Origin of the sequence: Aquabacterium sp. (assembly GCF_044226965.1) — a bacterium.
Classification (GTDB): Bacteria; Pseudomonadota; Gammaproteobacteria; order Burkholderiales; family Burkholderiaceae_C; genus Pseudaquabacterium.
Genome location: NZ_JBGAGA010000006.1, coordinates 89,449 through 114,373, shown reverse-complemented (window position 1 = coordinate 114,373; position 24,925 = coordinate 89,449). Strand labels below are relative to the sequence as shown.

Annotated in this window: 21 protein-coding genes and 1 other RNA gene; 13 read left to right on the top strand and 9 right to left on the bottom strand. The window is 69.6% G+C overall.

Features of this window, described 5'->3' with window-relative positions:
- Positions 1 to 22: 22 nt before the first annotated feature.
- The 4 genes from ssrA to ompA form a co-directional block, all read right to left on the bottom strand.
- Positions 23 to 396: a transfer-messenger RNA gene (gene ssrA, locus ACILR4_RS04670) on the bottom strand.
- A gap of 13 nt (positions 397 to 409) precedes the next feature.
- A complete protein-coding gene (gene gph / locus ACILR4_RS04665; protein WP_395699666.1) occupies positions 410 to 1,090 on the bottom strand; it encodes a phosphoglycolate phosphatase in 681 nt (226 codons plus the stop codon).
- Complete coding sequence (ubiG, locus tag ACILR4_RS04660; protein WP_395699665.1) at positions 1,090 to 1,797, bottom strand: bifunctional 2-polyprenyl-6-hydroxyphenol methylase/3-demethylubiquinol 3-O-methyltransferase UbiG; 708 nt, start codon at positions 1,795 to 1,797, stop codon at positions 1,090 to 1,092. The genes gph and ubiG overlap by 1 nt, the downstream gene beginning before the upstream one ends.
- Positions 1,798 to 1,883: 86 nt before the next feature.
- Positions 1,884 to 2,567, bottom strand: coding sequence for an outer membrane protein OmpA (ompA, locus tag ACILR4_RS04655; RefSeq protein WP_395699685.1), 684 nt, complete (start codon positions 2,565 to 2,567; stop codon positions 1,884 to 1,886).
- 271 nt (positions 2,568 to 2,838) lie between these two features.
- Between ompA and gyrA the strand changes: the two genes are divergently transcribed.
- The 10 genes from gyrA to lapB all read left to right on the top strand — a co-directional run bounded on the left by gyrA (position 2,839) and on the right by lapB (position 15,043).
- Positions 2,839 to 5,475: a DNA gyrase subunit A gene (gene gyrA, locus ACILR4_RS04650; protein ID WP_395699664.1), complete on the top strand. Its 2,637-nt coding sequence runs from the start codon at positions 2,839 to 2,841 to the stop codon at positions 5,473 to 5,475.
- Entirely contained in the window at positions 5,472 to 6,107 is a 636-nt protein-coding gene (locus tag ACILR4_RS04645) for a hypothetical protein (protein ID WP_395699663.1), read from the top strand. Before gyrA ends, ACILR4_RS04645 begins: the two co-directional genes overlap by 4 nt.
- 2 nt (positions 6,108 to 6,109) lie before the next feature.
- Entirely contained in the window at positions 6,110 to 7,204 is a 1,095-nt protein-coding gene (gene serC / locus ACILR4_RS04640) for a 3-phosphoserine/phosphohydroxythreonine transaminase (RefSeq protein ID WP_395699662.1), read from the top strand.
- Entirely contained in the window at positions 7,197 to 8,315 is a 1,119-nt protein-coding gene (pheA, locus tag ACILR4_RS04635) for a prephenate dehydratase (RefSeq protein ID WP_395699661.1), read from the top strand. The genes serC and pheA overlap by 8 nt, the downstream gene beginning before the upstream one ends.
- A gap of 2 nt (positions 8,316 to 8,317) precedes the next feature.
- The gene (locus ACILR4_RS04630; protein WP_395699660.1) at positions 8,318 to 9,208 is read left to right on the top strand and encodes a prephenate dehydrogenase; all 891 of its coding nucleotides are present in this window, start codon (positions 8,318 to 8,320) and stop codon (positions 9,206 to 9,208) included.
- A gap of 50 nt (positions 9,209 to 9,258) precedes the next feature.
- Positions 9,259 to 11,268 carry a bifunctional 3-phosphoshikimate 1-carboxyvinyltransferase/cytidylate kinase gene (locus ACILR4_RS04625; RefSeq protein WP_395699659.1) on the top strand — a complete coding sequence of 670 codons (2,010 nt, stop codon included), beginning with the start codon at positions 9,259 to 9,261 and terminating at the stop codon, positions 11,266 to 11,268.
- Between the two features lie 150 nt (positions 11,269 to 11,418).
- The gene (rpsA, locus tag ACILR4_RS04620; protein WP_395699658.1) at positions 11,419 to 13,131 is read left to right on the top strand and encodes a 30S ribosomal protein S1; all 1,713 of its coding nucleotides are present in this window, start codon (positions 11,419 to 11,421) and stop codon (positions 13,129 to 13,131) included.
- 9 nt (positions 13,132 to 13,140) lie between these two features.
- Positions 13,141 to 13,473: an integration host factor subunit beta gene (locus ACILR4_RS04615; RefSeq protein WP_395699657.1), complete on the top strand. Its 333-nt coding sequence runs from the start codon at positions 13,141 to 13,143 to the stop codon at positions 13,471 to 13,473.
- Positions 13,474 to 13,570: 97 nt separating this feature from the next.
- The gene (locus tag ACILR4_RS04610; RefSeq protein WP_395699656.1) at positions 13,571 to 13,891 is read left to right on the top strand and encodes a lipopolysaccharide assembly LapA domain-containing protein; all 321 of its coding nucleotides are present in this window, start codon (positions 13,571 to 13,573) and stop codon (positions 13,889 to 13,891) included.
- 3 nt (positions 13,892 to 13,894) lie between these two features.
- Complete coding sequence (gene lapB / locus ACILR4_RS04605; protein ID WP_395699655.1) at positions 13,895 to 15,043, top strand: lipopolysaccharide assembly protein LapB; 1,149 nt, start codon at positions 13,895 to 13,897, stop codon at positions 15,041 to 15,043.
- A 6-nt stretch (positions 15,044 to 15,049) separates the two neighbouring features.
- Here lapB and waaC read toward each other — a convergent pair whose 3' ends face one another.
- Together waaC and ACILR4_RS04595 are read right to left on the bottom strand one after the other, a co-directional pair.
- A complete protein-coding gene (waaC, locus tag ACILR4_RS04600; protein WP_395699654.1) occupies positions 15,050 to 16,000 on the bottom strand; it encodes a lipopolysaccharide heptosyltransferase I in 951 nt (316 codons plus the stop codon).
- 13 nt (positions 16,001 to 16,013) lie between these two features.
- Positions 16,014 to 16,661, bottom strand: a complete 648-nt coding sequence (locus ACILR4_RS04595; RefSeq protein WP_395699653.1) for a DUF4254 domain-containing protein — start codon at positions 16,659 to 16,661, stop codon at positions 16,014 to 16,016.
- 81 nt (positions 16,662 to 16,742) lie between these two features.
- Between ACILR4_RS04595 and ACILR4_RS04590 the strand changes: the two genes are divergently transcribed.
- The 3 genes from ACILR4_RS04590 to ACILR4_RS04580 are packed head-to-tail and all read left to right on the top strand — an operon-like array spanning position 16,743 to position 19,617.
- Entirely contained in the window at positions 16,743 to 17,702 is a 960-nt protein-coding gene (locus ACILR4_RS04590; protein ID WP_395699652.1) for a glycosyltransferase family 9 protein, read from the top strand.
- Entirely contained in the window at positions 17,699 to 18,793 is a 1,095-nt protein-coding gene (locus ACILR4_RS04585; protein WP_395699651.1) for a glycosyltransferase family 4 protein, read from the top strand. The genes ACILR4_RS04590 and ACILR4_RS04585 overlap by 4 nt, the downstream gene beginning before the upstream one ends.
- Complete coding sequence (locus ACILR4_RS04580; protein ID WP_395699650.1) at positions 18,790 to 19,617, top strand: DUF5672 family protein; 828 nt, start codon at positions 18,790 to 18,792, stop codon at positions 19,615 to 19,617. Before ACILR4_RS04585 ends, ACILR4_RS04580 begins: the two co-directional genes overlap by 4 nt.
- A 24-nt stretch (positions 19,618 to 19,641) precedes the next feature.
- Here the strand turns inward: ACILR4_RS04580 and ACILR4_RS04575 are convergent, their stop codons facing one another.
- The 3 genes from ACILR4_RS04575 to dnaE all read right to left on the bottom strand — a co-directional run bounded on the left by ACILR4_RS04575 (position 19,642) and on the right by dnaE (position 24,922).
- Positions 19,642 to 20,874: a patatin-like phospholipase family protein gene (locus ACILR4_RS04575; protein WP_395699649.1), complete on the bottom strand. Its 1,233-nt coding sequence runs from the start codon at positions 20,872 to 20,874 to the stop codon at positions 19,642 to 19,644.
- A gap of 56 nt (positions 20,875 to 20,930) precedes the next feature.
- Positions 20,931 to 21,296 (bottom strand): hypothetical protein, encoded by a 366-nt coding sequence (locus ACILR4_RS04570; RefSeq protein ID WP_395699648.1) that lies wholly within the window; start codon positions 21,294 to 21,296, stop codon positions 20,931 to 20,933.
- Positions 21,297 to 21,391: 95 nt separating this feature from the next.
- The gene (gene dnaE / locus ACILR4_RS04565) at positions 21,392 to 24,922 is read right to left on the bottom strand and encodes a DNA polymerase III subunit alpha (protein WP_395699647.1); all 3,531 of its coding nucleotides are present in this window, start codon (positions 24,920 to 24,922) and stop codon (positions 21,392 to 21,394) included.
- Positions 24,923 to 24,925 lie beyond the last annotated feature (3 nt).

Genomic DNA, 24,925 nt, shown 5'->3' with positions numbered 1-24,925 from the left:
CGCCGTCGGTCCTCTGGGTGTCTGGTGGAGCCGGGGGGAATCGAACCCCCGTCCGCAAGCCATCACCGGCCAGTTCTACATGCGTAGCTGTCTGATTTGGATCTCGTGGTTCCGGTCGCGCAGCAGCACGCTACCTGAACCACCAGTCACTTGATCTCGCGCTGAACCGAGTGACCCGGCACAGCACCAGCCAATGTGAATAACCTCGCAGCCTGTCGCCTTGCGGCTTCAGGCCCGGCCCATCGGCCAACCGTTGCGAGGCTCACCGGTTTTAAGCGGCGAGGGCGTACGAAGAATCGTTCGCAGTTAGTTTGTTTCCAGATGGATTTACGAGCTGACTGGTGCTCGGCATGCCCTGAACCGACTCCGTACCCACGTCGAAGCCAGGTCGGCCCCAGAGACCCCTAGTTTAGGCCAGTTCCAGCCATTGCAAGAGCTCGGCCGGCGATTGCAGGACACGGTCAGCGCCCCAGGCCTCGACGCCCTCGCCCGACCCCAGGTAACCCCAGGCCGCCGCAGCGGTGGGCATGCCGGCACTGCGGCCCGCCTGCACGTCGCGCAGGTCGTCGCCAACGTACAGGCACTGCTCCGGCGCGATGCCAAGCCGGCGCGCTGCCTCCAGCAGCGGCGCCGGATGCGGCTTGGCATGCGGCGTGGAGTCGCCGGCAATCAGCACCGCCGAGCGCTCGTGCAGGCCAAGTCCGCGTACCACGGGCTCGGCGTAGCGCATGGCCTTGTTCGTGACGATGCCCCAGGGCAGCGCCGCCGCGGACAGCGAGCGCAGCACCGGCTCGATCTGCTCGAACACCCGCGTCTGCCGCAGCAGGCGCGCGGCATAACGCGCAAGGAACGCGTCCCGCAGCGGCTCGAATCGGTCGTCACCCGGCGCCACGCCGAAGGCCACGCCGACCATGCCGCGCGCACCGGCGCCCACCATCGGCCTCAGCCGCTCATAGGGCAGCGGCGGCAACTGATGCTCAGCGCGCAGGTCGTTGGCCGCCCCTGCCAGGTCGGGCGCACTGTCGATCAGCGTGCCATCCAGGTCGAACAGGACCGCGGCGCATTCGATCTTGAGGGTGGTGGCCGACATCAGGCGGGTCGGCGGCAAGCCACCAGGTAGTTGACCGAGGTGTCCTGCGAAAGGCTGTAGCGGCGAGTCAAGGGGTTGTATTCGAGGCCCTTGAACTCACGCGTCTCCAGCCCCGCGTCGCGGCACCAGCGCACCAGTTCGCTCGGCTTGATGAAGCGCTGGTACTCGTGCGTCCCCTTGGGCAGCAGCTTCAGCACATGTTCGGCGCCGACGATCGCCATCAGGAAGGCCTTGGGATTGCGATGGATCGTCGAGAAGAACACCCAGCCGCCGGGCTTGGCCAGCGTCGCACAGGCCTGCACCACCGAAGCGGGCTCAGGCACGTGCTCGAGCATCTCGAGGCAGGTGACCACATCGAAACGGCACGGCTGCTCAGCCGCCAGCGCCTCGGCCGACTGCTCGCGGTACTGCACGCCGGCGACTTCGGCCTCCAGGGCATGCAACTGCGCCACCCGCAGGGGCTTGGTCGACAGGTCGATGCCCAGCACCTGCGCGCCGCGCCGCGCCATCGACTCGGCCAGGATGCCGCCGCCACAACCGATGTCGACCACGCTCTTGCCGGCCAGCGCCGCCAGCCGGTCGATCCAATCCAGCCGCAGCGGGTTGATCTGGTGCAGCGGGCGGAACTCGCCATCGGGATCCCACCAGCGGTGGGCCAAGTCGCCGAACTTGGCGAGCTCTACTGGGTCTGCGTTGGCGTTCGTCATGGTTGGCATGCTACCCGCGGTGCCCAACGAAAAACCCCGCCGCAGCGGGGTTTTGGTACCGGGCCCCGAAGGGCCACACGGACAACTTACTTGCGGGTGCGCGTGCCCACGACCTCGATTTCCACGCGGCGGTTCTTCGCGCGGCCTTCGTCGGTCTTGTTGTCGGCGACGGGCTGCTTCTCGCCCTTGCCTTCGGTGTAGACGCGGTTCTTCTCGACGCCCTTGCTCACCAGGTATTCCTTGACGGACTCAGCGCGCTTGACGGACAGCTTCTGGTTGTAGGCGTCGCTGCCGATCGAATCGGTGTGGCCGACGGCGATGATCACTTCCAGGTTGATGCCGGAGGTCTTGCTGACCAGGTCATCGAGCTTGGCCTTGGCTTCGGGCTTGAGCACCGACTTGTTGAAGTCGAAGAATGCATCAGCCGCGAAGGTGACCTTCTCGCTCACCGGGGCCGGCGCAGCAGCGGGTGCGGCAGGCTTCGCGGCAGGCGCGGGCGCAGCGGGTGCGGCTGGCGCGGCCGGTGCCGGAGCAGCCGGCGCAGCGGGCTTGGGCGCTTCGGGCTTGATCGCGCCGTCGCAGTTTTCAGCGGCCGTGGCCGGGGTCCAGTTGGCGTCACGCCAGCACAGCGTGCCGTCGCCGTTCTTCCAGACCAACGCACTGTCGGCATTGCGCCAGTTGTCAATCGACTTGGCCTGGGCGAAGGCCACCAACGGTGCGGCCAATGCGGCCGACACCACCAGCGCCGCCACCATGTTCAGTTTCTTCATGATTCTCCTCTCGAGGAAAGCCGCAGTAGCCTGCGATACGTCCAAATCGGAAGCAAGAAAAGCTGGCAAAAACTCGTTATGGCGAGCCTCACCACCGACTGAGTCATTGTGCCAGCGGAATCTTCGCTGGATCGCATTTTCAGCCTCCACGCAGGACACGCCCCTCGTGATGTTGCGAAGCTGCGACAACGGGTGCCGCATAGAATGAACGGTTGCCGCGCGGGCCGTCCGCTGCGGACGCTATTGCCCGGCCCTCAGCGCCGACTCGTGCATGACCCAGTTCGCCAAGGAAACCCTGCCGATCAGCCTCGAAGAGGAGATGCGGCGCTCGTACCTCGACTACGCGATGAGCGTGATCGTCGGGCGCGCCCTCCCCGATGCGCGCGACGGCCTGAAGCCGGTGCATCGGCGCGTGCTGTTCGCGATGCACGAGTTGAACAACGACTGGAATCGCGCGTACAAGAAGTCGGCCCGCATCGTGGGCGACGTGATCGGTAAGTACCACCCGCACGGCGACACCGCGGTCTACGACACCATCGTGCGCATGGCGCAGGACTTCAGCCTGCGCCACATGCTGGTCGACGGCCAGGGCAACTTCGGCTCGGTCGACGGCGACAACGCCGCGGCGATGCGCTACACCGAGATCCGGCTGGCCAAGATCGCCCACGAGATGCTGGCCGACATCGACAAGGAAACGGTCGATTTCGCGCCGAACTACGACGGCTCCGAGAAAGAGCCGACCGTGCTGCCGACCCGGCTGCCGAACCTGCTGGTGAACGGCGCCGCCGGCATCGCGGTGGGCATGGCCACCAACATCCCGCCGCACAACCTCAACGAGGTCGTGGATGCCTGCCTGCACCTGCTGAAGGTGCCCGCGGCGGCGCTCGAAGAGCTGATGGAGATCATCCCGGCGCCGGACTTCCCCACCGCCGGCATCATCTACGGCCTGAACGGCGTGCGCGAGGGTTACCGCACCGGCCGCGGCAAGGTGGTGATGCGGGCGAAGTGCCACTTCGAGGACATCGACCGCGGCCAGCGCCAGGCGATCATCGTTGACGAGATCCCCTACCAGGTCAACAAGAAAACGCTGCTCGAGCGCATTGCCGAGCTGGTGCACGAGAAGAAGCTCGAAGGCATCAGCCATATCCAGGACGAGTCCGACAAGTCGGGCATGCGCGTCGTCATCGAGCTGAAGCGCGGCGAAGTGCCCGAGGTGGTGCTGAACAACCTGTACAAGCAGACGCAGCTGCAGGACACCTTCGGCATCAACATGGTGGCCCTGATCGACGGCCAGCCCAAGCTGTGCAACCTGAAGCAGCTGCTCGAGATCTTCCTCGAGCACCGGCGCGAGGTGGTCACCCGGCGCACCGTGTTCGAGCTGCGCAAGGCGCGCGAGCGCGGCCACGTGCTCGAAGGCCTGGCGGTGGCGCTGGCCAACATCGACGAGTTCATCGAGATCATCAAGAACTCGCCGACGCCGCCGGTGGCCAAGGCCGGGCTGATGGCCAAGAGCTGGGATTCATCGCTGGTGCGCGAAATGCTGGTGCGCGCCGAGGCCGACACCCCCGGCGGCCGCGGCGCCTACCGGCCCGAGGGCCTGCCGGCGCAGTACGGCATGCAGCCCGATGGCCTGTACCGGCTGTCCGACGACCAGGCCGGCGAGATCCTGCAGATGCGCCTGCAGCGCCTGACCGGCCTGGAGCAGGACAAGATCATCGGCGAGTACAAGGAAGTGATGGCGCAGATCGCCGATCTGCTCGACATCCTGGCCCGCCCCGAGCGCGTGACGACGATCATCAGCGATGAGCTCACCGCGCTGAAGGCCGAGTTCGGCAGCACCAAGCTGGCCGTGCGCCGCAGCGTGATCGAGCACAACGTGCAGGAGCTCGGCACCGAAGACCTGATCACGCCCACCGACATGGTGGTGACGCTCAGCCACACCGGCTACATCAAGAGCCAGCCGCTCACCGAATACCGCGCGCAGAAGCGCGGCGGCCGCGGCAAGCAGGCCACGCAGACCAAGGAAGACGACTGGATCGACCAGCTCTTCATCGCCAACACGCACGACTGGATCCTGTGCTTCAGCGATCGTGGCCGCGTCTATTGGCTGAAGGTCTGGGAAGTGCCGCAGGGCTCGCGCAACTCGCGCGGCAAGCCCATCGTCAACATGTTCCCGCTGCAGCCGGGCGAGAAGGTGACCGTGGTGCTGCCGCTCACCGGCGAGTTCCGCAGCTTCCCGGCCGACCACTACGTGTTCATGGGCACCGCGCTCGGCACGGTGAAGAAGACCGCGCTGGACGAGTTCAGCAACCCGCGCAAGGCCGGCATCATCGCGGTCGACCTCGATCCGGGCGACTACCTGATCGGTGCCGCGCTCACCGATGGCAAGCACGACGTGATGCTGTTCAGCGACGGTGGCAAGGCCGTTCGCTTCGACGAAGACGACGTACGCCCGATGGGCCGCCAGGCCCGCGGCGTGCGCGGCATGATGCTGGAGGATGGCCAGAGCGTCATTGCCATGCTGGTGGCCGAGGACGAAACCCAGAGCGTGCTGACGGCCACCGAGAACGGCTTCGGCAAGCGCACCAGCATCGTCGAGTACACGCGCCACGGCCGCGGCACCAAGGGCATGATCGCCATCCAGCAGAGCGAGCGCAATGGCAAGGTCGTTGCGGCAACGCTGGTGCGGCCGAACGACGAGATCATGCTGATCACCGACAAGGGCGTGCTGGTGCGCACCCGTGTCTCAGAGATCCGCGAGCTCGGCCGCGCCACGCAAGGCGTGACGCTGATCGCGCTCGACGACGGCGCCAAGCTCTCCGGCCTGCAGCGCATCGTCGAGAACGATGCCGGCGGCGAGGGCGACACCGACGCCGAACCCACCCCTTCCCCGACCGAGACGCCATGACCTTGATCCGTTCGTTTTCCGTGGTGGCCGTGCTGGCTGCCGCCAGTGGCCTGTGTGCCGCGCAGGGCGCCAGTGCGCCGGCCAGCAGTGCCAAGAAGGAGCTGGCACAGAAGGTGGTGCAGCTGCAGCAGCCGGCCATCGAACAGGCTGCGCGGCAGCTGGCCGAGCAGTCGGTCGCGCCGCTGGTGCAGCAGGCCGGCACGGTGGTGCAGACCCGCGTGCCGCCCGAACAGCGCGAAGCACTCGCACGCGAGCTGCAGGGCGACCTGAAGAAGTTCGGCGACGAGACCGTCGGCATGCTGCGCGAACGCGCGCTGAAGCTCGCGCCGACGACGATCGGCCCGGTGCTCGAAGAGCGACTGAGCGAGGACGAACTCAAGCAGGTCGTCGCGATGCTCGAGGCGCCGATCTACCGCAAGTACCAGTCGCTGGGCGGCGACATGCAGCGGGCCTTGCTCGAGAAGCTGGTCGCCGACACGCGCACCAGTGTCGAGCCCAAGCTGCGCGCGCTGCAGGAATCGATGGGCAAGCACATCAACGCCGCGATGGCGGCCGCCGCCGCCAGTGGTGCCGGCAGCGGCAGCAAGCCCGCCGCGGCCGCCAAGCCGGCGGCCTCGACCCCCAAGAAGTGAGCATGGCCCGGCGCCCCTACAACTTCTCGGCCGGGCCGGCCACCGTGCCCGAGGCCGTGCTGCGCCAGGCCGCCGACGAGATGCTCGACTGGCACGGCAGCGGCATGAGCGTGATGGAGATGAGCCATCGCGGCAAGGAGTTCATCTCGATCGCCGAAGCCGCCGAGGCCGACCTGCGCGAACTGCTGGCGGTGCCGCCGCAGTTCCGCATCCTGTTCATGCAGGGTGGTGGCCTGGGTGAGAACGCCATCGTGCCGATGAACCTTTCGCGTGGTGGCGCGGTCGATTTCGTCGTCACCGGCTCGTGGTCGCTGAAATCAGCGCGCGAGGCGCGGCGCTATGCCGACGTGGCGGTGGCCGCCAGCAACGAAGCAGATGGCCACAGCACGATGCCAGCGCCCGCGCGCTGGCAGTTGCGCCGCGATGCGAACTACGTGCACATCTGCAGCAACGAGACGATCGACGGCCTCGAGTTCCAGACCCTGCCCGACCTGCGCGCACTCGGCTGCGACGCGCCGCTGGTGATCGACTGCTCCTCGCACATCCTGTCGCGCCCGATCGACTGGTCGCGCGTGGGCCTGGCCTTCGCCGGCGCACAGAAGAACGTCGGCATGGCCGGCCTGACGATGGTGTTCGTGCGCGAGGACCTGCTGGACCGCGCGCTGCCCATCTGCCCCTCGGCCTTCAACTACAAGACCGTGGCCGAAGCGGGCTCGATGTTCAACACCCCGCCGACCTACGCGATCTACATCGCGGGGCTGGTGTTCCAGTGGCTGAAGGCGCAGGGCGGTGTCGCGGCGATGGAAGCGCGCAACATCGCCAAGGCCAGGCTGCTGTACGACGCGCTCGACGCGTCGGACTTCTACCGGACCCGGGTAGCGCCCGAGGCCCGTTCGCGCATGAACGTGCCCTTCTTCCTGAAGAACGAGGCGCTGAACGACACCTTCCTGGCGGAAGCCAAGGCACGCGGATTGCTCCAGCTCAAGGGCCACAAGAGCGTCGGCGGCATGCGCGCGTCGATCTACAACGCGATGCCGCTCGAAGGTGTGCAGGCGCTGGTGGACCTCCTGAACGACTTTGCCCGCCGCCATGGCTGACAGTACCGCCACCGACAAGCCCGCCGTGCAGCCCGAGCTGCTGGCGCTGCGCGAGCGCATCGACGCACTCGACCGCGAACTGCTGGCGATGCTGAATCGGCGTGCCAGCCTGGCGCTGGAAGTCGGCGAGCTCAAGAAGCGCGAGGGCTCGGTGGTGTTCCGCCCCGAGCGCGAAGCGCAGGTGATCGATGGCCTGAAGGCCGTCAACCCGGGCCCGCTGCAGACTGAGAGCGTGGCGCCGATCTGGCGCGAGATCATGTCGGCCTGCCGCGCGCTCGAGACGCCGACGCGCGTGGCCTACCTCGGCCCGGCCGGCACCTTCAGCGAAGAGGCGGCGCTCGGCTTCTTCGGCAGCTCGATCGTGCGCGTGCCCTGTGCCAGCTTCGACGAGGTGTTCCGCGCCACCACCGCCGGCGCGGCCGACTTCGGCGTGGTGCCGGTCGAGAACTCGACCGAGGGCGTGGTCGCCCGCTCGCTCGACCTGTTCCTGACGACGCCGCTGTTCATCATCGGCGAGACCAGCCTGATCGTGCGCCACAACCTGCTGCGCAAGCACAACAGCCTGGCCGCGGTGAAGGCGGTGTGCGCGCATCCGCAGGCGCTGGCGCAATGCCATGGCTGGCTGAGCCACCACCTGCCGGACGTCGAGCGCCGGCCGGTGTCGAGTAACGCCGAAGGAGCGCGGCTGGCTGCGCAGGACCCGGGCCTGGCCGCCATCGCCAGCCCGCGCGCGGCCACCGAGTTCGGCCTGCACGTGGTGGCTCCGGCGATCCAGGACGATGCGCACAACCGCACCCGCTTCGCCGTCATCACGCACCCGGATCGCCACCCCGCGCCCAAGCCGTCGGGCCACGACTGCACCAGTCTCATCGTCTCGGTCGACAACAAGCCGGGCGCGGTGCACGACATGCTGGTGCCGCTGAAGGTGCACGGCGTGTCGATGACGCGCTTCGAGTCGCGGCCCGCACGCTCGGGCCAGTGGGAGTACTACTTCTACATCGACATCGAAGGCCATCCGGACGACCCGCGCGTCGGCACCGCGCTGCGCGCGCTGCGCGAGGCCTGCGCCTTCTTCAAGGTGCTGGGCACTTACCCGATCGACGTGCACTGACCATGTTCAACCAGCTCGGCGTCATCGGATGCGGCCTGATGGGCGGCTCGTTCGCGCTGGCGCTCAAGCGCGCGGGCCTGGTCAAGCGCGTGGTCGGCTACAGCAAGTCGCCCTCCACCACCGAGCTCGCCAAGCGCCTGGGCGTGATCGACGTCGCCGCTGAATCCGCGCTGCTGGCGGTGGCCAGTTCAGACATCGTGCTGATCGCGGTGCCGGTCGCCGCCACCGAGGCCACCTTCAAGGCCATCCGCCACCTGGTGGAGCCGCATGTGCTGTTCATGGACGTGGGCTCGACCAAGCGCGACGTGGTCGACACCGCGCGCCGCGTGCTGAAGGAACGCGTCGGCGCCTTCGTGCCGGCGCACCCGATCGCCGGCAAGGAAAGCGCGGGCGTGGCCCATGCCGATGCGGCGCTGTACGCGGGCCGCCAGGTGATCCTGACGCCGCTGCCGCAGACCGCGCCCGAGCTGGTGCAGAAGGCCACCGACGTGTGGTCGGCCATCGGCGCGCAGGTGCTGAAGATGACGCCGGAGAACCACGACGCCGCCTTCGCCGCCGTGAGCCACCTGCCGCACCTGCTGGCCTTCGCGTACTTCAGCGCCATCATGAACCAGCCCGCCGGGCGCGACTACCTGTCGCTGGCCGGGCCGGGCTTCCGAGATTTCACCCGCATCGCCGCCAGCGACCCCGCCGTGTGGCGCGACATCCTGCTGGCCAACCGCGAAGAGGTGACGAAGCAGACGCAGCGCTTCCGCCACGCCCTCGACGCGCTGGAGCACGTCATCCGTGCCGGCAACCCGCAGGCGCTGGAAGATCTGATCCGCGGTGCGGCCGAGGGCCGCAGCAACTGGCAGATCGGCAGCGCACGTGGCGGCGGTGCGCCCGGCAAGTAGCACCCGCACCGCGCCTCGCGCGCGGCCGGCCCTGGTTCCTGATCGATCCCATGTTCGACATCCCTGCCCTTGACTTGCCCCCGCTGCGCTCGGCCGGCGGCCGCGTGCGCCTGCCCGGCTCGAAGAGCATCTCCAACCGCGTGCTGCTGCTGGCCGGCCTGGCCGAGGGCCAGACGCGCGTGCACGATCTGCTGGACTCCGACGACACGCGCGTGATGCTCGCTGCGTTGCGCGCGCTGGGCTGCGGGCTGGACACATCGGCTGACGGCGTGCTCACCGTCACCGGCATCGGCGGACGGCTGCGCGTGCATGAGGCGGCGCTGTTCCTCGGCAATGCCGGCACCGCGATGCGGCCCCTTGCCGCGGCGCTGGCGGTGCTGGCCGCGCTGCAGGGCGGGCGCTTCGAGGTCTCCGGCGTGCCGCGCATGCACGAGCGGCCGATCGGCGATCTGGTCGATGCACTGCGCCAGCTCGGCTGCCGCATCGACTACCTCGGCAACAGCGGCTACCCGCCGCTGCGCCTGGGCGGCGAGGCCGGCGGCACACTGCAGACGCAGCACGAGATCCGCGTGCGCGGCGATGTGTCGAGCCAGTTCCTCACCGCGCTGCTGCTGGCGCTGCCGCTGGCCAGCGGCGCAGGGCCGGTGGTCATCGCGGTCGATGGCGAACTGATCTCCAAGCCCTATGTCGAGATCACGCTGAACCTGCTGCAGCGCTTCGGCATCGCGGTGCAGCGCGAAGGGTTCGCGCGCTTCACCATTCCCCAGGGCAGCCGCTACCAGTCCCCGGGCCAGATCCACGTCGAGGCCGACGCCTCGTCGGCGTCGTACTTCATCGCGCTGGGCGCCATCGCCGGCCTCGACGCGCCGGTCGAGGTCGAGGGCGTCGGGCTCGACTCGATCCAGGGCGACATCCGCTTCGTCGACGCCGCGCAGGCGATGGGCGCGCGCATCGAGGGCGGTGCCGGCCGCCTGAGCATCCGCCGCGGCGCCTGGCCGCTGAAGGCCATCACGCTCGACTGCAACCACATCCCAGATGCCGCGATGACGCTGGCGGTGATGGCGCTGTACGCCGAAGGCACCACGCGGCTGACCAACATCGCCAGCTGGCGGGTGAAGGAGACCGACCGCATCGTCGCGATGGCCACCGAGCTGCGCAAGCTGGGCGCGGTCGTCGTCGAAGGCGCCGACTTCATCGAGGTGACCCCGCCGGCCGGCAGCGAAGCCTGGCGCGCCGCCAGCATCCACACCTACGACGACCACCGCATCGCGATGTGCCTGTCGCTGGCCGCGTTCAACCCGGCACGGCAGCCGGTGCGGATCCTCGATCCGAAGTGCGTGGCCAAGACCTTCCCGGACTACTTCGAGGCCCTGTTCTCGCTCGCCCGCGCCGAGACCGCCGACATCCCGGTGATCACGATCGACGGCCCCACCGCCTCCGGCAAGGGCACGCTGGCGGCCGGACTCGCCGCGCGGCTGGGCTGGCATCAGCTCGACTCCGGCCTGCTGTACCGCGCCACCGCGCTGGCCGCCCACCGACAGGGCGTGGCGGCCGACGACGAGGCCGCGCTGGCCGCGGTGGCCACCGCGCTGCAGTTGCGCTTCGACGGTGAACGCGTGCTGCTGGCCGGCGAGGACGTGGCCGCTGCGCTGCGCGAGGAACACATCGGCGCGATGGCCTCGCGCATCGCCGCACTGCCCGGCGTGCGCACCGCGCTGAACGCGCTGCAGCTGGCCTTCCGCCGGCTGCCGGGCCTGGTGGCCGACGGGCGCGATATGGGCACGGTGATCTTCCCCGCTGCAGCGCTGAAGGTGTTTCTGACCGCCAGCCCCGCCATGCGCGCCGAACGCCGGTATAAGCAATTGATTTCAAAGGGGATTTCCGCTACCATCGCCGACCTTCGCGCAGACCTCGAGGCGCGTGACGAGCGCGACCGCAATCGCGCCGTCGCGCCCTTGAAGCCGGCCGAAGACGCGCTGCGGCTCGACAACTCGGGGCAGACGGTCGACGAATCGGTCGATCTCGTGCTCGGGTGGTGGAACCAGCGGCTGCCGTTCTGATCCTCTTGTAGTTCTCGCCCGCCGCACTTCCCACCTTCGTCGCCAGACGGCCTTGGGTGCGGCGATCTCGTCAACCAACCGCAACGCCCGTTGCACGCAACCCCCGCCGGCTTCTCAAACTTGGTTTCCGCCGGCACCAAGGAACCCCTCATGTCCCAAACCCAATCCGCCACCACGTCCGGCATGGAAAGCTTTGCCGCCCTGTTCGAAGAGTCGCTGCAGAAGAGCGACATGCGCGCCGGCGAGGTCATCTCCGCCGAAGTCGTGCGCATCGACTACAACTACGTGGTGGTGAACGCCGGCCTCAAGAGCGAGGCCTACGTTCCGATCGAAGAATTCAAGAACGACCAGGGCGAAGTCGAAGTCCAGGTCGGCGACTTCGTCTCGGTGGCCATCGACGCCATCGAGAACGGCTACGGTGACACCATCCTGTCGCGCGACAAGGCCAAGCGCCTGGCGTCGTGGCTGAGCCTGGAGAACGCGCTCGAGTCGGGCGACTTCGTCACCGGCACCGTCTCCGGCAAGGTCAAGGGCGGCCTGACCGTCCTGGTCAACGGCATCCGCGCCTTCCTGCCCGGCTCGCTGATCGACACGCGCCCGGTCAAGGACCTGACGCCGTTCGAAGGCAAGACCATGGAGTTCAAGGTCATCAAGCTCGACCGCAAGCGCAACAACGTCGTGTTGTCGCGCCGCGCGGTGGTCGAGGCCTCGATGGGCGAAGAGCGCGCCAAGCTGCTCGAGACGCTGCAGGAAGGCGCCATCGTGCACGGCGTGGTCAAGAACATCACCGAATACGGTGCGTTCGTCGACCTCGGCGGCATCGATGGCCTGCTGCACATCACCGACATGGCCTGGCGCCGTGTGCGTCACCCGAGCGAAGTGGTCACCGTCGGCCAGGAACTCAGCGCCAAGGTGCTGAAGTTCGACGCCGAGAAGAACCGCGTCTCGCTGGGCATCAAGCAGCTGGGCGACGATCCGTGGCACGGCGTGTCGCGCCGCTACCCGAGCGGCACGCGCCTGTTCGGCAAGGTCACCAACATCGCCGACTACGGCGCGTTCGTCGAGATCGAGCCGGGCATCGAAGGCCTGGTGCACGTCTCCGAAATGGACTGGACCAACAAGAACGTGGCCCCGGCCAAGGTCGTCTCGCTGGGCGACGAGGTCGAAGTCATGGTCCTGGAGATCGACGAGGACAAGCGCCGCATCAGCCTGGGCATGAAGCAGTGCAAGGCCAATCCGTGGGAAGAGTTCAGCGCGAACGTGCACCGCGGCGACAAGGTCAAGGGCCCGATCAAGTCGATCACCGACTTCGGCGTGTTCGTGGGCCTGGCCCAGGGCATCGACGGCCTGGTGCACCTGTCCGACCTGTCGTGGCACGAAGCCGGCGAGCAGGCCGTGCGCAACTACAAGAAGGGCCAGGAAGTCGAGGCCGTGGTGCTGGGCATCGATGTCGAGCGCGAGCGCATCTCGCTGGGCATCAAGCAGCTCGACGGTGACCCGTTTGCCAACTACACCTCGGTCAACGACCGTGGCGCGCTGGTGAACGGCAAGGTCAAGACCGTCGACCCGCGCGGCGCCGAGATCCAGCTCAGCGACGACGTCACCGGCTACCTGCGTGCCAGCGAGATCAGCCGCGACCGCGTCGAAGACGCGCGCAACGTGCTGAAGGAAGGCGACGAGGTCACGGTGATGATCGTGAACATCGACCGCAAGGCGCGTTCGATCCAGTTGTCGATCAAGGCCAAGGACGCCGCCGACCAGCAGGAGGCGATGCAGCGCCTGGCGCAGAGCAACGAGCGCGAGACCGCCGGCACCACCAGCCTCGGTGCCCTCCTCCGCGCCAAGCTCGACAACCGGGAATAAGCCGCCGCGATGACGCGCAGCGACCTCGTCGCCAAGCTGGCTGAACGCTTCAGCCAGCTGACGCAGCGCGACACCGAGTTCGCGGTGAAGACCATCCTCGACGCGATGAGCGACGCGCTGGCGCGTGGCCATCGCATCGAGATCCGTGGCTTCGGCAGCTTCTCGATCAACCGCCGTCCGCCGCGCGTGGGTCGCAACCCGCGCAGCGGCGAGAAGGTGACGATTCCCGAGAAGCTGGTGCCGCACTTCAAGCCGGGCAAGGCCTTGCGCGAAGCGGTGGACGACCGGCTGCCGGTGCGCGACGACGAACCCGACACGCGCACCAAGGCCATCGCAGGTTAGCTGGCGGGGCCACGTCGATCGACGTTGCGCCATCCCATCGAAGGGCCCCCTCGGGGGCCCTTTTTCATGGCCGCGCCTTCGTAGAATGCCCCCCGCGATGCGCTTCTTCGTCTGGGCCTTCCGGGCCTTCATCTTCTTCACGCTGTTCGCGTTCGCGCTGAACAACGAGCAGCAGGCCGTCGTGCACTGGTTCTTCGGCGCCCAGTGGCACGCGCCGATGGTGATCATCGTGCTGGTGGCGTTTGCCGGCGGCGCGGCGCTGGGCGTGCTGGCGATGGTGCCCGCCTGGTGGAAGCATCGTCGCGTGGCCCGGCGCAATGCGCCACCGCCAGCGCCACCGCCAAAGCCGGCGCTGGACCCCATCACCGCCGCGCCCAGCGAGTTCGGCCCCGAACATCCGCCGCGCGAAGGACTCTAGGCCTTGGACTTCGACTGGCAGTGGCTCCTGATCGGCCTGCCCGTGGCGTTCGCGCTGGGCTGGGTCGCTTCGCGCTTCGACCTCAGGCAGTGGAAGCGCACCGATCGTGAGGCGCCCAAGGCCTACTTCAAGGGCCTGAACCTGCTGCTGAACGAGCAGCCGGACAAGGCCATCGATGCCTTCATCGAGGCGGTGCAGGCCGACCCCGACACCAGCGAGCTGCATTTCGCGCTCGGCAACCTGTTCCGCCGCCGCGGCGAGTTCGAGCGCGCGGTGCGCGTGCACCAGCACCTGCTGCAGCGCGCCGACCTGCCCCGCGCCGAGCGCGAGCGGGCCCAGCATGCGCTGGCGCAGGACTTCATGAAGGCCGGGCTCTTCGACCGCGCCGAGGAAGCCTTCCGCGCGCTCGAAGGCACGCCCTTCGACACCGAAGCCCGGCTGGCGCGCCTGGGGCTGTACGAACGCTCGCGCGACTGGCGCGCCGCCGCCGAGGTGGCCGCGCAGCTGGAGAAGAGCGGCACCGGTTCGTTCGCCACGCGCATTGCACACTACCAGTGCGAGCTGGCGCTGGAAGCCGACGACCGCGGCGACACCGCAGCGGCCGACGGCGCGCTGGCCAGGGCCATCGACGTCGCACCGCATGCCGCACGACCCTTGCTGCTGCGCGCGCAGCGCCTGGCGCGCCAGGGCGCGCACGACGCCGCGCTGGCCGCCTGGGCCGAGATGCGGCAGCGCGCACCCGAATCGTTCGCCCGCGTCGCGCACGAGTTTGTCGCCTGCGCCCAGGCGGCCGGCCAGACCGAAGCTGCGGCCCAGGCGCTGGCGAAGCTCTACGAGCGCATGCCCTGCATCGACCTGCTGCGCGCGCTGGCCACGCTGGAGGGCAGCGTGCCGGGCGCCTCGCCGCGCTTGATGGACCTGCTGCGCGACCAGCCCAGCCTGTCGGCCGCGCTGGAACTGCTAGACACCCCGCGCGCCAGCTGGCCCGAGGCCGCCCGCACCGCCGTGCGCGACGCCGTGGCCCGCGCCGCGCGACCGCTGCAGCGCTACCGCTGCGCGGCCTGCGGCTTCGAGGCGCAGCGCCACTTCTGGCAATGCCCCGGCTGCCTCAGCTGGGACAGCTTCCCGCCGCAGCGCATCGAAGAACAGTAGCCTGCCTCAGCGGCGCAGGTGCGCCTCGAGCTGCGCCATCACCTCGTCCAGGCTCGGCACCTGGCCCTTGCCGCCGAAGCTGGCCACGCGACCCGGGCCGGTGATGCCGGCCAGCCCGGGCTCATGGTCGCAGTAGATGCCGATGGTCGGCGCACCGAAGGCGGCGCCGAGGTGCGAGAAGCCGGTGTCCAGGCCGATGATCTGGCGCGCCTGGCCCAGCACGGCCGCGGTGTCGGCCACGCTCAGGAACGGCGGCACCAGGCCGTCGCAGCCGGCGGCGATGCGCTCGGCGCGCTGGCGTTCCTCGTCGCTGCCCCAGATCACCACCGGCTTGAGCTTGGCCCGCTGCAGGCGCTGGCCGATCGCGATCCAGTGTGCCTCGGGCCACAGCTTCTCGGGCCGGCTGGCGCAGGGGATCAGCGCCGCGCTGAGCACCGGCGCGCGCCAGCTGCCCACCGGCGGCGTGATGTCGAAGCTGGGGGCCGACACCGGCAGCCCGTAGCCCAGGTGCGCGGCGGCCAGGCGCCGGCAGCGCTCCACCGCATGCAGCTCGCGCGACACCTGGGCGGTACGCTGGTAGCACAGCGCGGCCAGTGGCTCGCGGATGCTGGCGCGGTCGTAGCCGACCAGCGGCCCGCGCGCCTGCAGGCCCCACATCACGCTCTTGAGCAGGCCCTGCAGGTCCAGCACCAGGTCATAGGTCTCGGCCCGCAGCTCGGCGCGCAGCGCGGCCATCGCCTCACGCGTCTCGCGCTTGAACAGGCTCTTGCGCCACTTGCGCCAGGACAGCGGCAGCACCTTGCGCACCGCCGGATGCAGCCGCGGAATCGCCGCGAAGGGCGCCTCGACCAGCCAGTCGACCGTGATGCCGGGCCGCTGCCGGCGGATGTCGCTGAGGGCCGGCAAGGCATGGACCACGTCACCCATCGACGAGGTCTTGACGATCAGGATGCGCACGCGGGCCGCTTCGTCAGCGCTGGCGCGACTCGGCGACCAGCACCGGGTTGAAGCGCGGATCGTTGTACATCTTGAACTGGCGGTAGACCTTGAAGTAGGCCCGGCCGGCCTGCGCATCGGCCAGCAGCGCGTCCAGGCAGCCGGCGAGGTCGGCGCGCTGCTGTTCCAGGCGCGCCAGCTTCACGCGGCTGGCGGCAATGTGCTCGGCATCGGCATCGCGGCGCTCGGTCTGCGCCCGCATCGCGTTGATCTTCAGCGCCATGATCGACAGCCGGTCGATCATGCTGCCAGCCGTCTCGCTGTTGAGCCGCGCGCCCGCCGGCACCGTGGACACCGGCGCGTCGGTGCGCGCCGAGGCCGGGTCGACCAGGCCCAGCGCCACCAGCAGCACTTCGTCCACGCGCTCGGTGGCGTCGTTGCGGGCCTGGTTGAAGCCGTCGATCGCACGCTTGTTCTTCGCGATCTCGGCATCGCTCACCTTGGTGCGGCGGGCCAGGTCTTCCTCGGCCCAGAGCCGGCAGTTGAAGAGGTGGTTGGTCTGCACCCAGCGCCACAGGCCGTCGTCGCGCGGCGCGGGCTCCTGCTGCGGCCAGCCGGCGGTGGCCAGCAGGGCGTCGTGCAAGGCGGTGATCTCCGCCGCAGCGGGAAGCAAGGAGGGCATGGTCGGGTGGCAGAATCGAAAAGCTGAAATTATCGACCTTGCGCGGGTCGCCCCGTCCCTGCTTTCCCTCTGCCGACCCGCATGACGCCACGCCCCTTGATCGTTCGCCTGCGCAACTGGGTGGGCGACGTGATCCTCGGCGTTCCGGCGCTGCGATTGCTGCAGGACCACGGCTACGCGCTGCAGCTGGTCGGCGCCGGCTGGGCGCCCGCGCTGCTGAAGGGCCAGGGCTGGCCGGTGCATGTGCGCCCTGGCGCCAACGGCCGGCTGCGCGAGCGCGTGGCCCAGCTGCGCGCGTTGCGCGACGAAGCCCGCCGCGCCGACCCCGGCTTCGATGCGCGCGAGAACGCGATGGTGCTGCCGACGTCGTTCTCCAGCGCGCTCGAGATGCGCCTGGCCGGCCTGAAGGCGGTGGGCTATGCGCAGGAAGCACGCGGCCTGCTGCTCAGGCGCAGCGAGCCCATCACCTACGGCGGCCATGCACTCGTGAGCTACTGGGCGCTGGCCTGCCGGCTGCTGCGCCAGCCGCTGGTGGCCCCGCCGCCGACCATCGGCCTGGCCACCCACCCCGAGGACCAGCGCGCCGCCGACGAGGTGCTGGCCGCTCACCATGTGCGTCAGGGCTTCGTCGTGATCTGCCCCTTCGCCGGCGGCCTGTTCGAGGCGCAGCAGAAGACCTGGCCCGACTTTCCGGCCTTCACGCAGGCGTTGCTGCGCTGCGGCCGCGACGTGGTGGCCTGCCCGGGCCCGGGCGAGGACGCGATCATCCGCGACCACCATCCGGGCGTGAAGCTGCTGGCCGGCGTCAAGCTCGGCGCCTACGGCGGCCTGCTGCGCCGCGCGGCGCTGGTGGTCTCCAACGACACCGGCCCGGCCCACCTGGCCGCGGCGGTGGGCGCGCCGGTGCTCAGCGTGCTGGGCCCGACCAAGCCCGAACAATGGGCCCCCTGGGGACCGACGGTCGAGGTGGTGCGGCGCTGGCCCGAATGGCCGACGGTGGACGAGGTCATCGCGCGGGTCGAATCCCAGCTCGCAAAATGAGCGTCCACCAGGACAGGGCAACACTGCGCCACGTGGGCATCGGCATCGGCCGGCTCACGCACTGGCATGACGGGCTCGGCGAGTTCTCGCGCCAGCTGGGCCTGGCGCTGGCCGCGCGTGCCAACACGCTGCTTGACGCGCATGGCCTGCGCCTGCATTTCCACCTGCCCGAGCCCTTCCACGGCGTGTTCGGCGACCGCGTCGGCTACCTGGGCACGCACACGTTGCAGCGCTGGCTGCACTGGCGCGGGCAGCGCTTCGATCTGTGGCACACGCTGCACCAGCACAACCGGCTGCGCGCGCCGCTGGGCACGGCACGCATCGTCGAGACCGTGCACGACCTGAACTTCCTGCACACCAAGCGCGGCGCCAAGATCGAACGCTACCGCCAGCGCACGCGCCGCCGGCTGCTGCGCGCCGACGCGACGATCGCCATCACGCACCACGTGGCGCGCGACATCCTGCAGCAGCTGGCGCCGCTGCCCACCGCGCCACGCGTGATCCACAACGGCGCCACGGACCTGAGCCCGGCGCCGGAGCGCGAGGTGCCGGGGCTGGGCGACCAGCCCTTCCTGCTGCACGTCAGCCGCCTCGCACCGACCAAGAACATCGACGCCCTGCTCGCGCTGGCCGCCGCCTGGCCCGGCCAGCGGCTGGTGCTGGCGGGCGCCAGCAGCGCCTACAGCCGCGAAGTGCAGGCGGCCGTGGCGGCCCGCGGGCTGGACAACGTGCAGTTCCGGCTCGACGTCGCCGAGGCCGAGAAGGCCTGGCTCTACGCCCACTGCCAGGGCTTCCTGTTCCCCTCGCTGGCCGAAGGCTTCGGCCTGCCGCCGATCGAGGCGATGCATTTCGGCAAGCCGGTGTTCCTGTCGCGCCTGACCTCGCTGCCCGAGGTGGGCGGTGCGCTGGCCGACTACTTCGACGACTTCAGCGGCCCGGCGATGCGCCGGGTCGTCGAACAGGGCCTGGCACGCCATGCCGCCGAACCCGGGCGCGCCGCCGCGCTGCGACGGCACGCCAGCCAGTTCAGCTGGCAGCGCTGCGCGGAGGCACATGTCGCGCTGTACCTCGAACTGCTGGACACCCGATGACCACGACGACGATGCTCGACCTGTCCGAGGTCACGCTGTGCTGCGTGGACACCCGCACGCCGGCGCTGGCCCTGGCCGCGCTGCGCCGCTGCACGGCCAGCGTGCACTTCGCGCGCGTGCTGCTGTTCACCGACCGCGCGCTGCTGCCGACGCCGCCGCTGGGCATCGAGGTGATCGACCTGCGCATCCCCACCGTGCCGGCGTATTCCGAGTTCATGCTGCGCGGCCTGCTGCCCTACGTGCACACCTCGCACCTGCTGGTGGTGCAGTGGGACGGCTACGTGCTGGATCCCGGCGCCTGGGACCCGGCGTTCCTGCGCTACGACTACATCGGTGCGCCCTGGCACGACATCGAAGGCGATGCCGGCGTCGGCAACGGCGGCTTCTCGCTGCGCTCGCTGAAGCTGCTGCGGGCGCTGCAGGACCCGGCGCTGCAGCCCTCGCATCCCGAGGACCTGTGCATCTGCGCCCGCCACCGCGAGGCGCTGGAACACCAGCACGGCATCCGTTTCGCGCCGCGCGCCCTGGCCGCTCACTTTGCCTACGAGCGCACCGAGCCCACGGTGCCGACCTTTGGCTTCCACGGCCTGTTCAACTTCGATCGCGTGATGCCGATGGCCGAGCTGAAGGCGCTGCTCGCCACACTGCCCGACGAGATGATGCGCGGCCTCGACGCGCACGACCTGTGCCGGCGGCTGCTCACGCTGGGCGAGCTGGAAGCAGCGGGCCTGATCGTCGATGCGCGCCGGCGCCTGGGCCTGAACGACCGCCGCACCTGGCGGCTGCGCGTGCGACTGGCCTGGGCGCGGCGCCAGCGGCGCTGACCTGGCTGACGCCCCTGTCGGTCGCTAGGAGCCGGCCTGCTCGCGCACGGGCAGCGGCAGCGGCGGCTTCGCGTCGTGCCAGTCGAAGAAGGCCAGCACCTCGTCGCGCCGCGCCTGCACGTCGGCCGCGCCCAGCGCCATCAGTTCCTGCGTGTAGCCCGACTCGAACAGCAGGTAGCTGGCCAGCGCCGCGCCGCGCGCATCGGCGCCCGAGCCGCTGACGCCAACGCCGCGCAGCAGCGCGCGCACCGGCGCCGGCAGCTGCGCCTGGTGGCGCGCGGCAATGTCGTCCAGCCGCTGCGAAGGCGCGATCACCAGCGCGTGGATCGGCTGCAGCGGCGTCTGCTGCCGCGCCGATTCGGGCAGCAGCGCCAAGGTGCGGTTGATGCGCTCCATGCGTTCGACGTCGAGCATCAGTGCATCCAGGAAGATGCCCGACATCGCATGGCCCGCGATCTGCGCCAGTGAGGGATAGCCGGTGTTGGCGACCCGCCGGCCGGGCGGCTCGTGCATGCGTCCGGCGCCGATGATCACCAGCCGCTGCGCCCCCAGGTGGATGGCCGGCGAGATCGGGGCGGTCTGGCGCATCGACCCGTCGCCGAACCATTCCTTGCCACCGTCGCGTTCGAGCTCGGTGGCCGGGAACACGAACGGGATCGCCGCCGAGGCCAGCAGGTGCGGCACGGTCAGCGCGCTGCTGACGGCCACGCGTTGCGTCCGCGTCCACGGCTGCAGCGGCGCGGCGGCCTGGTAGAAGGTGACGTGCTCGCCGTTGCTGTAGCTCGATGCGGTGATGGCCAGCGCCTGCAGGTGCCGCGCGCTCAGCAGCGAAGGCAGGCGGTCGAACTGCACGGTGCGGGCCAGCAGATCGGCCAGCGGCTCGTTGTTCAGCAGCGAGCGCGGCCGCGCCTTGCGCCAGCGCGCCAGCACCCAGCCGATCGACAGCATCGTCAGCCACTGCGCGCCGCTGCGGATCACGCCGATCGAATCGGCCCGGTACACCTGCTCGGCGCGGAACTCGCGCCACACCCGCGTCAGCACCTCCACCGCGGCATCGAAGCGGTCGGCCTGGCAGGCCAGCGCAGCGGCATTGATCGCGCCGGCCGAGGTGCCGCAGATCACGCCGAAGGGGTTGCGGCGCAGGTCGGCGCCGGACTCGCGCCGCAGCTTCGCGATCGCGCCCAGCACGCCCACCTGGTAGGCCGCGCGGGCGCCGCCGCCGGTGAGCACCAGGCCGGTGAGCGGGGTCTCGTACATCGGGCCATTCTGTGGCCCGGCCCGCGCTCACCGGCCCCTGGATATCCCGGCCCCGTTCAGTGGCGGTGGCCGTGGTGGTGCCCCGGCGGGGGCGGCGGCGCCACGTGCTGCTGGTACCAGCGGTCCTGCACGAAGTACACCGGCGCGCCGCAGGCACCGTACTGCGCGCAGTGCTTGTGCCAGTGGCGGCGGTGGCCCGGCGGCACCCACAGGTACACCGGCTCGGCCACTACCGGCGCCGGGGTCACGATCACCGGCCGTGGCGTCACCAGCACCGGCTGCGGGAAGCGGCCGATGTCGATGCGGCCGTAGACCCCGGGCTGGCTGATGCCGACGGACACGCCGACGTCGGCGGCCCGCGCGGCGCCGGCGGCGCCGGCCAGGGCCAGCGCCGCAACGGAGGCTGCTAACAAGGGCTTCATGAATCACTCCTCTGGCATTGACAGCTTCTCAACGGCAAGCGCCGTGCCCGGGTTGTCCTTGGTGCTGTGAGCAAGCGTAAGGCGCCGGCCCGGCCTCAGGCCTCGTAGACGATGGCCGCCCGGCCCTCGCTGGCCAGCGCCCGCCAGCGCGCCAGCGCCTCGTCACAGGGCCAGAAGCGGCCGGCCTCGCCCAGGTCCAGTTCGGCGCAGGCGGTGGGCCGGCGGATCTGCAGCCGCACGGCCAGGCCCTGCGTCAGCTCCCCCTGCTCGGTCTGCACGCGCTTGGCCGGCCACAGCTGCACCAGTTCGGCCAGCGGGCGCACCTCGCCGTCGAGCCCGCCATTGAGCGACACCTGCATGAAGCGGCCGAAGCGCGCCCGCGCCGACGCCAGGTCCCAGATCGCGCTGACGTTCAGCCGCAGGCCTCCCGAGAAGCGATCGGGCTGCACCTTGCCCTGCACGATGAGCAGTTCGTCGTCCTTCAGCAGGTCCTTGTGGGCCTCGATCAGCTCGTCGTTGGCCACGGCCTCGATCGCTTCGCTCTTGTCGTCGAGCTTGAAGATCGCCACGCGCCCGCGCTGGCCATTGACCAGGCGCAGGTCGCTGACGATGCCGGCCAGCAGCTGCGGCTCGCGGCTGTCCACCAGGTCGGCGATGCGGCGCTTGCAGAAGCGGCGCACCTCGGCCTCGCTCTGCTCGAACAGGTGGCCCGAGAGGTAGAAGCCGATCGCGGTCTTCTCCAGCATCAGCCGCTCGCGGATGCTCTGCGGCTCGGCCTGCACCAGCGCCGGCTCCTGCGTCGACGAGCCGTGCGCGTCGCCCAGGTCGTCGAACAGGCCGCCCTGCGAGGCGTTCACCACCTGGGTGTCGGCCCAGTCGAAGCCCAGGCCCACGCTGGCCAGCAGGCTGGCGCGGTCGGCCTGCAGCGCGTCGAAGGCGCCGGCCTTGATCAGCGCCTCGACCACGCGCTTGTTGACCCGCTTGCGGTCGACGCGGCCGCAGAAGTCGAAGAAGCTGCGGAACGGGCCGCCTTCGTTGCGTGCCTCGACGATGGCCTCGATCGCGCCCTGGCCGGTGCCCTTCACCGCGCCGAGCCCGTAGCGCACCAGCTTGTCGTTCACCGGCTCGAAGCGGTAGGTGCCGCGGTTGACGTCCGGCGGCTCGAAGGCGATGTTGAACAGCTTCGCATCGTTGAGCAACACCTTCAGCTTGTCGGTGTCGTCCATCTCGATGGTCATGTTCGCGGCATAGAACTCCGCCGTGTAGTGCACCTTCAGCCAGGCCGTGTGGTAGGCCAGCAGCGAGTACGCGGCGGCATGGCTCTTGTTGAAGCCGTAGCCCGCGAACTTCTCCATCAGGTCGAACACCTCGTCGGCCGTCTGCTCCGAGATGCCCTTCTTCGCCGCGCCCTCGCGGAAGATGGCCCGGTGCTTGGCCATCTCCTCGGCCTTCTTCTTGCCCATCGCGCGGCGCAGCAGGTCGGCGCCGCCGAGCGAATACCCGCCCAGCACCTGCGCGGCCTGCATCACCTGCTCTTGATAGACCATGATGCCGTAGGTCTCGGACAGCACGCCCTCGAGCAGCGGATGCGGGTAGATCACCTCTTCCTTGCCGTGCTTGCGCGCGACGAAGCTCGGGATCAGGTCCATCGGCCCCGGCCGGTACAGCGCGTTCAGCGCGATCAGGTCTTCCAGCCGGCTGGGCTTGGCATCGCGCAGCATGCCCTGCATGCCACGTGATTCGAACTGGAACACGCTCTCGGTCAGGCCTTCGGAGAACAGCTTGTAGACCCGCGGGTCGTCCAGCGGCACGGTCTCGAACGAGAAGCCCTTCTTCTCCGGGTGGCGTGCGACGATGAAGTCCTTGGCCAGCTCCAGGATGGTCAGCGTGGCCAGGCCCAGGAAGTCGAACTTCACCAGGCCGATGGCCTCGACGTCGTCCTTGTCGTACTGGCTCACCGCCGATTCGCTGCCCGGCTGCTGGTACAGCGGGCAGAAGTCGGTGATCTTGCCGGGCGCGATCAGCACGCCGCCGGCATGCATGCCGATGTTGCGCACGATGCCTTCGACCCGCGTGGCCAGGCTCAGCAGCTCGGCCACTTCCTCGTCGGCCTTTTCCCGCTCCTCGAGCTCGGGCGCTTCCTTGCGCGCGTAGATGATGCCGCCGTCGGGTTCGTCGGGCACCTTGGCCAGCGTCACCGTCTTGCCGGGCGGCGCGGGGATCAGCTTGGCGATCGAATCGACATGGCCGTAGCCCATGCCCAGCACGCGTCCCACGTCGCGCAGCGCGGCCTTCGCGGCCATCGTGCCGAAGGTGGCGATCTGGCTCACCGCCTCGCGGCCGTACTTGTCCTTGACGTAGTCGATCACCCGGTCGCGGTTGCCCTGGCAGAAGTCGATGTCGAAGTCGGGCATCGACACGCGCTCGGGGTTCAGGAAGCGCTCGAACAGCAGGTTGTACTGCAGCGGGTCGAGGTCGGTGATCTTCAGCGCATAGGCCACCAGCGAGCCGGCGCCCGAACCGCGGCCCGGGCCCACCGGGCAGCCGTTGTTCTTGGCCCAGTTGATGAAGTCCGCCACGATCAGGAAGTAGCCCGGGAAGCCCATCTTCAGGATGGTCTCGATCTCGAACTCCAGCCGCTTGACGTACTCGGGCCGCTTCGCGTCGCGCTGCGCCGCGTCGGGGAACAGCGCCGCCAGGCGTTCCTCGAGTCCCTCGAAGCTCAAACGCCGGAAGTACGCGTCCATCGGCATCGGCGTGCCGTTCTCGATGGGCGTGGGGAAGTCGGGCAGGTAGTTCTTGCCCATCGCCAGCGTCAGGTTGCAGCGCTGCGCGATGCGCACGGTGTTGGCGACGGCCGAGGGCACGTCGGCGAACAGCGCCATCATCTGCGACTGGGTCTTGAAATACTGCTCGCGGCTGAAGCGCTTGATGCGCTTGGGGTTGGCCAGCGTCTCGCCCTCGGCGATGCACACGCGGGCCTCGTGCGCATCGAAGTCGTCGGGCGTGAGGAATTCCACCGGGTGCGTGGCCACCACCGGCAGCCCCAGCGTCGCGGCCAGCGGCACCGCGGCGCGCACATGGGCCTCGTGCGTCGGCAGCCCGGCGCGCTGCAGTTCCAGGTAGAAGCGCTGCGGGAACAGCGCCGCCAGGCGCTGTGCCGCGGCCGTGGCCCGAGCGGTGTCACCCGCCAGCAGCGCCATGCCCACCGCGCCCTGGTCGGCGCCGGACAGCGCGATCAACCCGCCGCCCAGCTCGGCCAGCCACTCCCACTTGATCCAGGCCTGCGCACGCTGCGCATTGCGCACCCAGCCGCGCGCCAGCAGCTCGCACAGGTTCAGGTAGCCCTGGCGGTTCTGCACCAGCAGCAGCAGCCGGCTGGCCTGCTTCTCGCTGCCGCTCACGGCCGGATCGGGTTCGAGGTAGATGTCGGCCCCGATGATCGGCTTGACGCCCTTGCCGCGGCAGGCCTTGTAGAACTTCACCGCGCCGAACAGGTTGGACAGGTCGCTGATCGCCAGCGCCACCTGCCCATCGGCCTTGGCCGCCGCGGCGGCATCGTCCACCCGCAGGGTGCCATCGACGACGGAGAACTCGGAGTGGGTGCGCAGATGTACGAAGGCCATGTC

Bases quoted from the DNA above. Each gene is read 5' to 3' on its own strand.
- gph (WP_395699666.1), bottom strand. From the start codon at position 1,090: ATGTCGGCCACCACCCTCAAGATCGAATGCGCCGCGGTCCTGTTCGAC.
- ubiG (WP_395699665.1), bottom strand. From the start codon at position 1,797: ATGACGAACGCCAACGCAGACCCAGTAGAGCTCGCCAAGTTCGGCGAC.
- ompA (WP_395699685.1), bottom strand. From the start codon at position 2,567: ATGAAGAAACTGAACATGGTGGCGGCGCTGGTGGTGTCGGCCGCATTG.
- gyrA (WP_395699664.1), top strand. From the start codon at position 2,839: ATGACCCAGTTCGCCAAGGAAACCCTGCCGATCAGCCTCGAAGAGGAG.
- ACILR4_RS04645 (WP_395699663.1), top strand. From the start codon at position 5,472: ATGACCTTGATCCGTTCGTTTTCCGTGGTGGCCGTGCTGGCTGCCGCC.
- serC (WP_395699662.1), top strand. From the start codon at position 6,110: ATGGCCCGGCGCCCCTACAACTTCTCGGCCGGGCCGGCCACCGTGCCC.
- pheA (WP_395699661.1), top strand. From the start codon at position 7,197: ATGGCTGACAGTACCGCCACCGACAAGCCCGCCGTGCAGCCCGAGCTG.
- ACILR4_RS04630 (WP_395699660.1), top strand. From the start codon at position 8,318: ATGTTCAACCAGCTCGGCGTCATCGGATGCGGCCTGATGGGCGGCTCG.
- ACILR4_RS04625 (WP_395699659.1), top strand. From the start codon at position 9,259: ATGTTCGACATCCCTGCCCTTGACTTGCCCCCGCTGCGCTCGGCCGGC.
- rpsA (WP_395699658.1), top strand. From the start codon at position 11,419: ATGTCCCAAACCCAATCCGCCACCACGTCCGGCATGGAAAGCTTTGCC.
- ACILR4_RS04615 (WP_395699657.1), top strand. From the start codon at position 13,141: ATGACGCGCAGCGACCTCGTCGCCAAGCTGGCTGAACGCTTCAGCCAG.
- ACILR4_RS04610 (WP_395699656.1), top strand. From the start codon at position 13,571: ATGCGCTTCTTCGTCTGGGCCTTCCGGGCCTTCATCTTCTTCACGCTG.
- ACILR4_RS04595 (WP_395699653.1), bottom strand. From the start codon at position 16,661: ATGCCCTCCTTGCTTCCCGCTGCGGCGGAGATCACCGCCTTGCACGAC.
- ACILR4_RS04590 (WP_395699652.1), top strand. From the start codon at position 16,743: ATGACGCCACGCCCCTTGATCGTTCGCCTGCGCAACTGGGTGGGCGAC.
- ACILR4_RS04585 (WP_395699651.1), top strand. From the start codon at position 17,699: ATGAGCGTCCACCAGGACAGGGCAACACTGCGCCACGTGGGCATCGGC.
- ACILR4_RS04580 (WP_395699650.1), top strand. From the start codon at position 18,790: ATGACCACGACGACGATGCTCGACCTGTCCGAGGTCACGCTGTGCTGC.
- ACILR4_RS04575 (WP_395699649.1), bottom strand. From the start codon at position 20,874: ATGTACGAGACCCCGCTCACCGGCCTGGTGCTCACCGGCGGCGGCGCC.
- ACILR4_RS04570 (WP_395699648.1), bottom strand. From the start codon at position 21,296: ATGAAGCCCTTGTTAGCAGCCTCCGTTGCGGCGCTGGCCCTGGCCGGC.
- dnaE (WP_395699647.1), bottom strand. From the start codon at position 24,922: ATGGCCTTCGTACATCTGCGCACCCACTCCGAGTTCTCCGTCGTCGAT.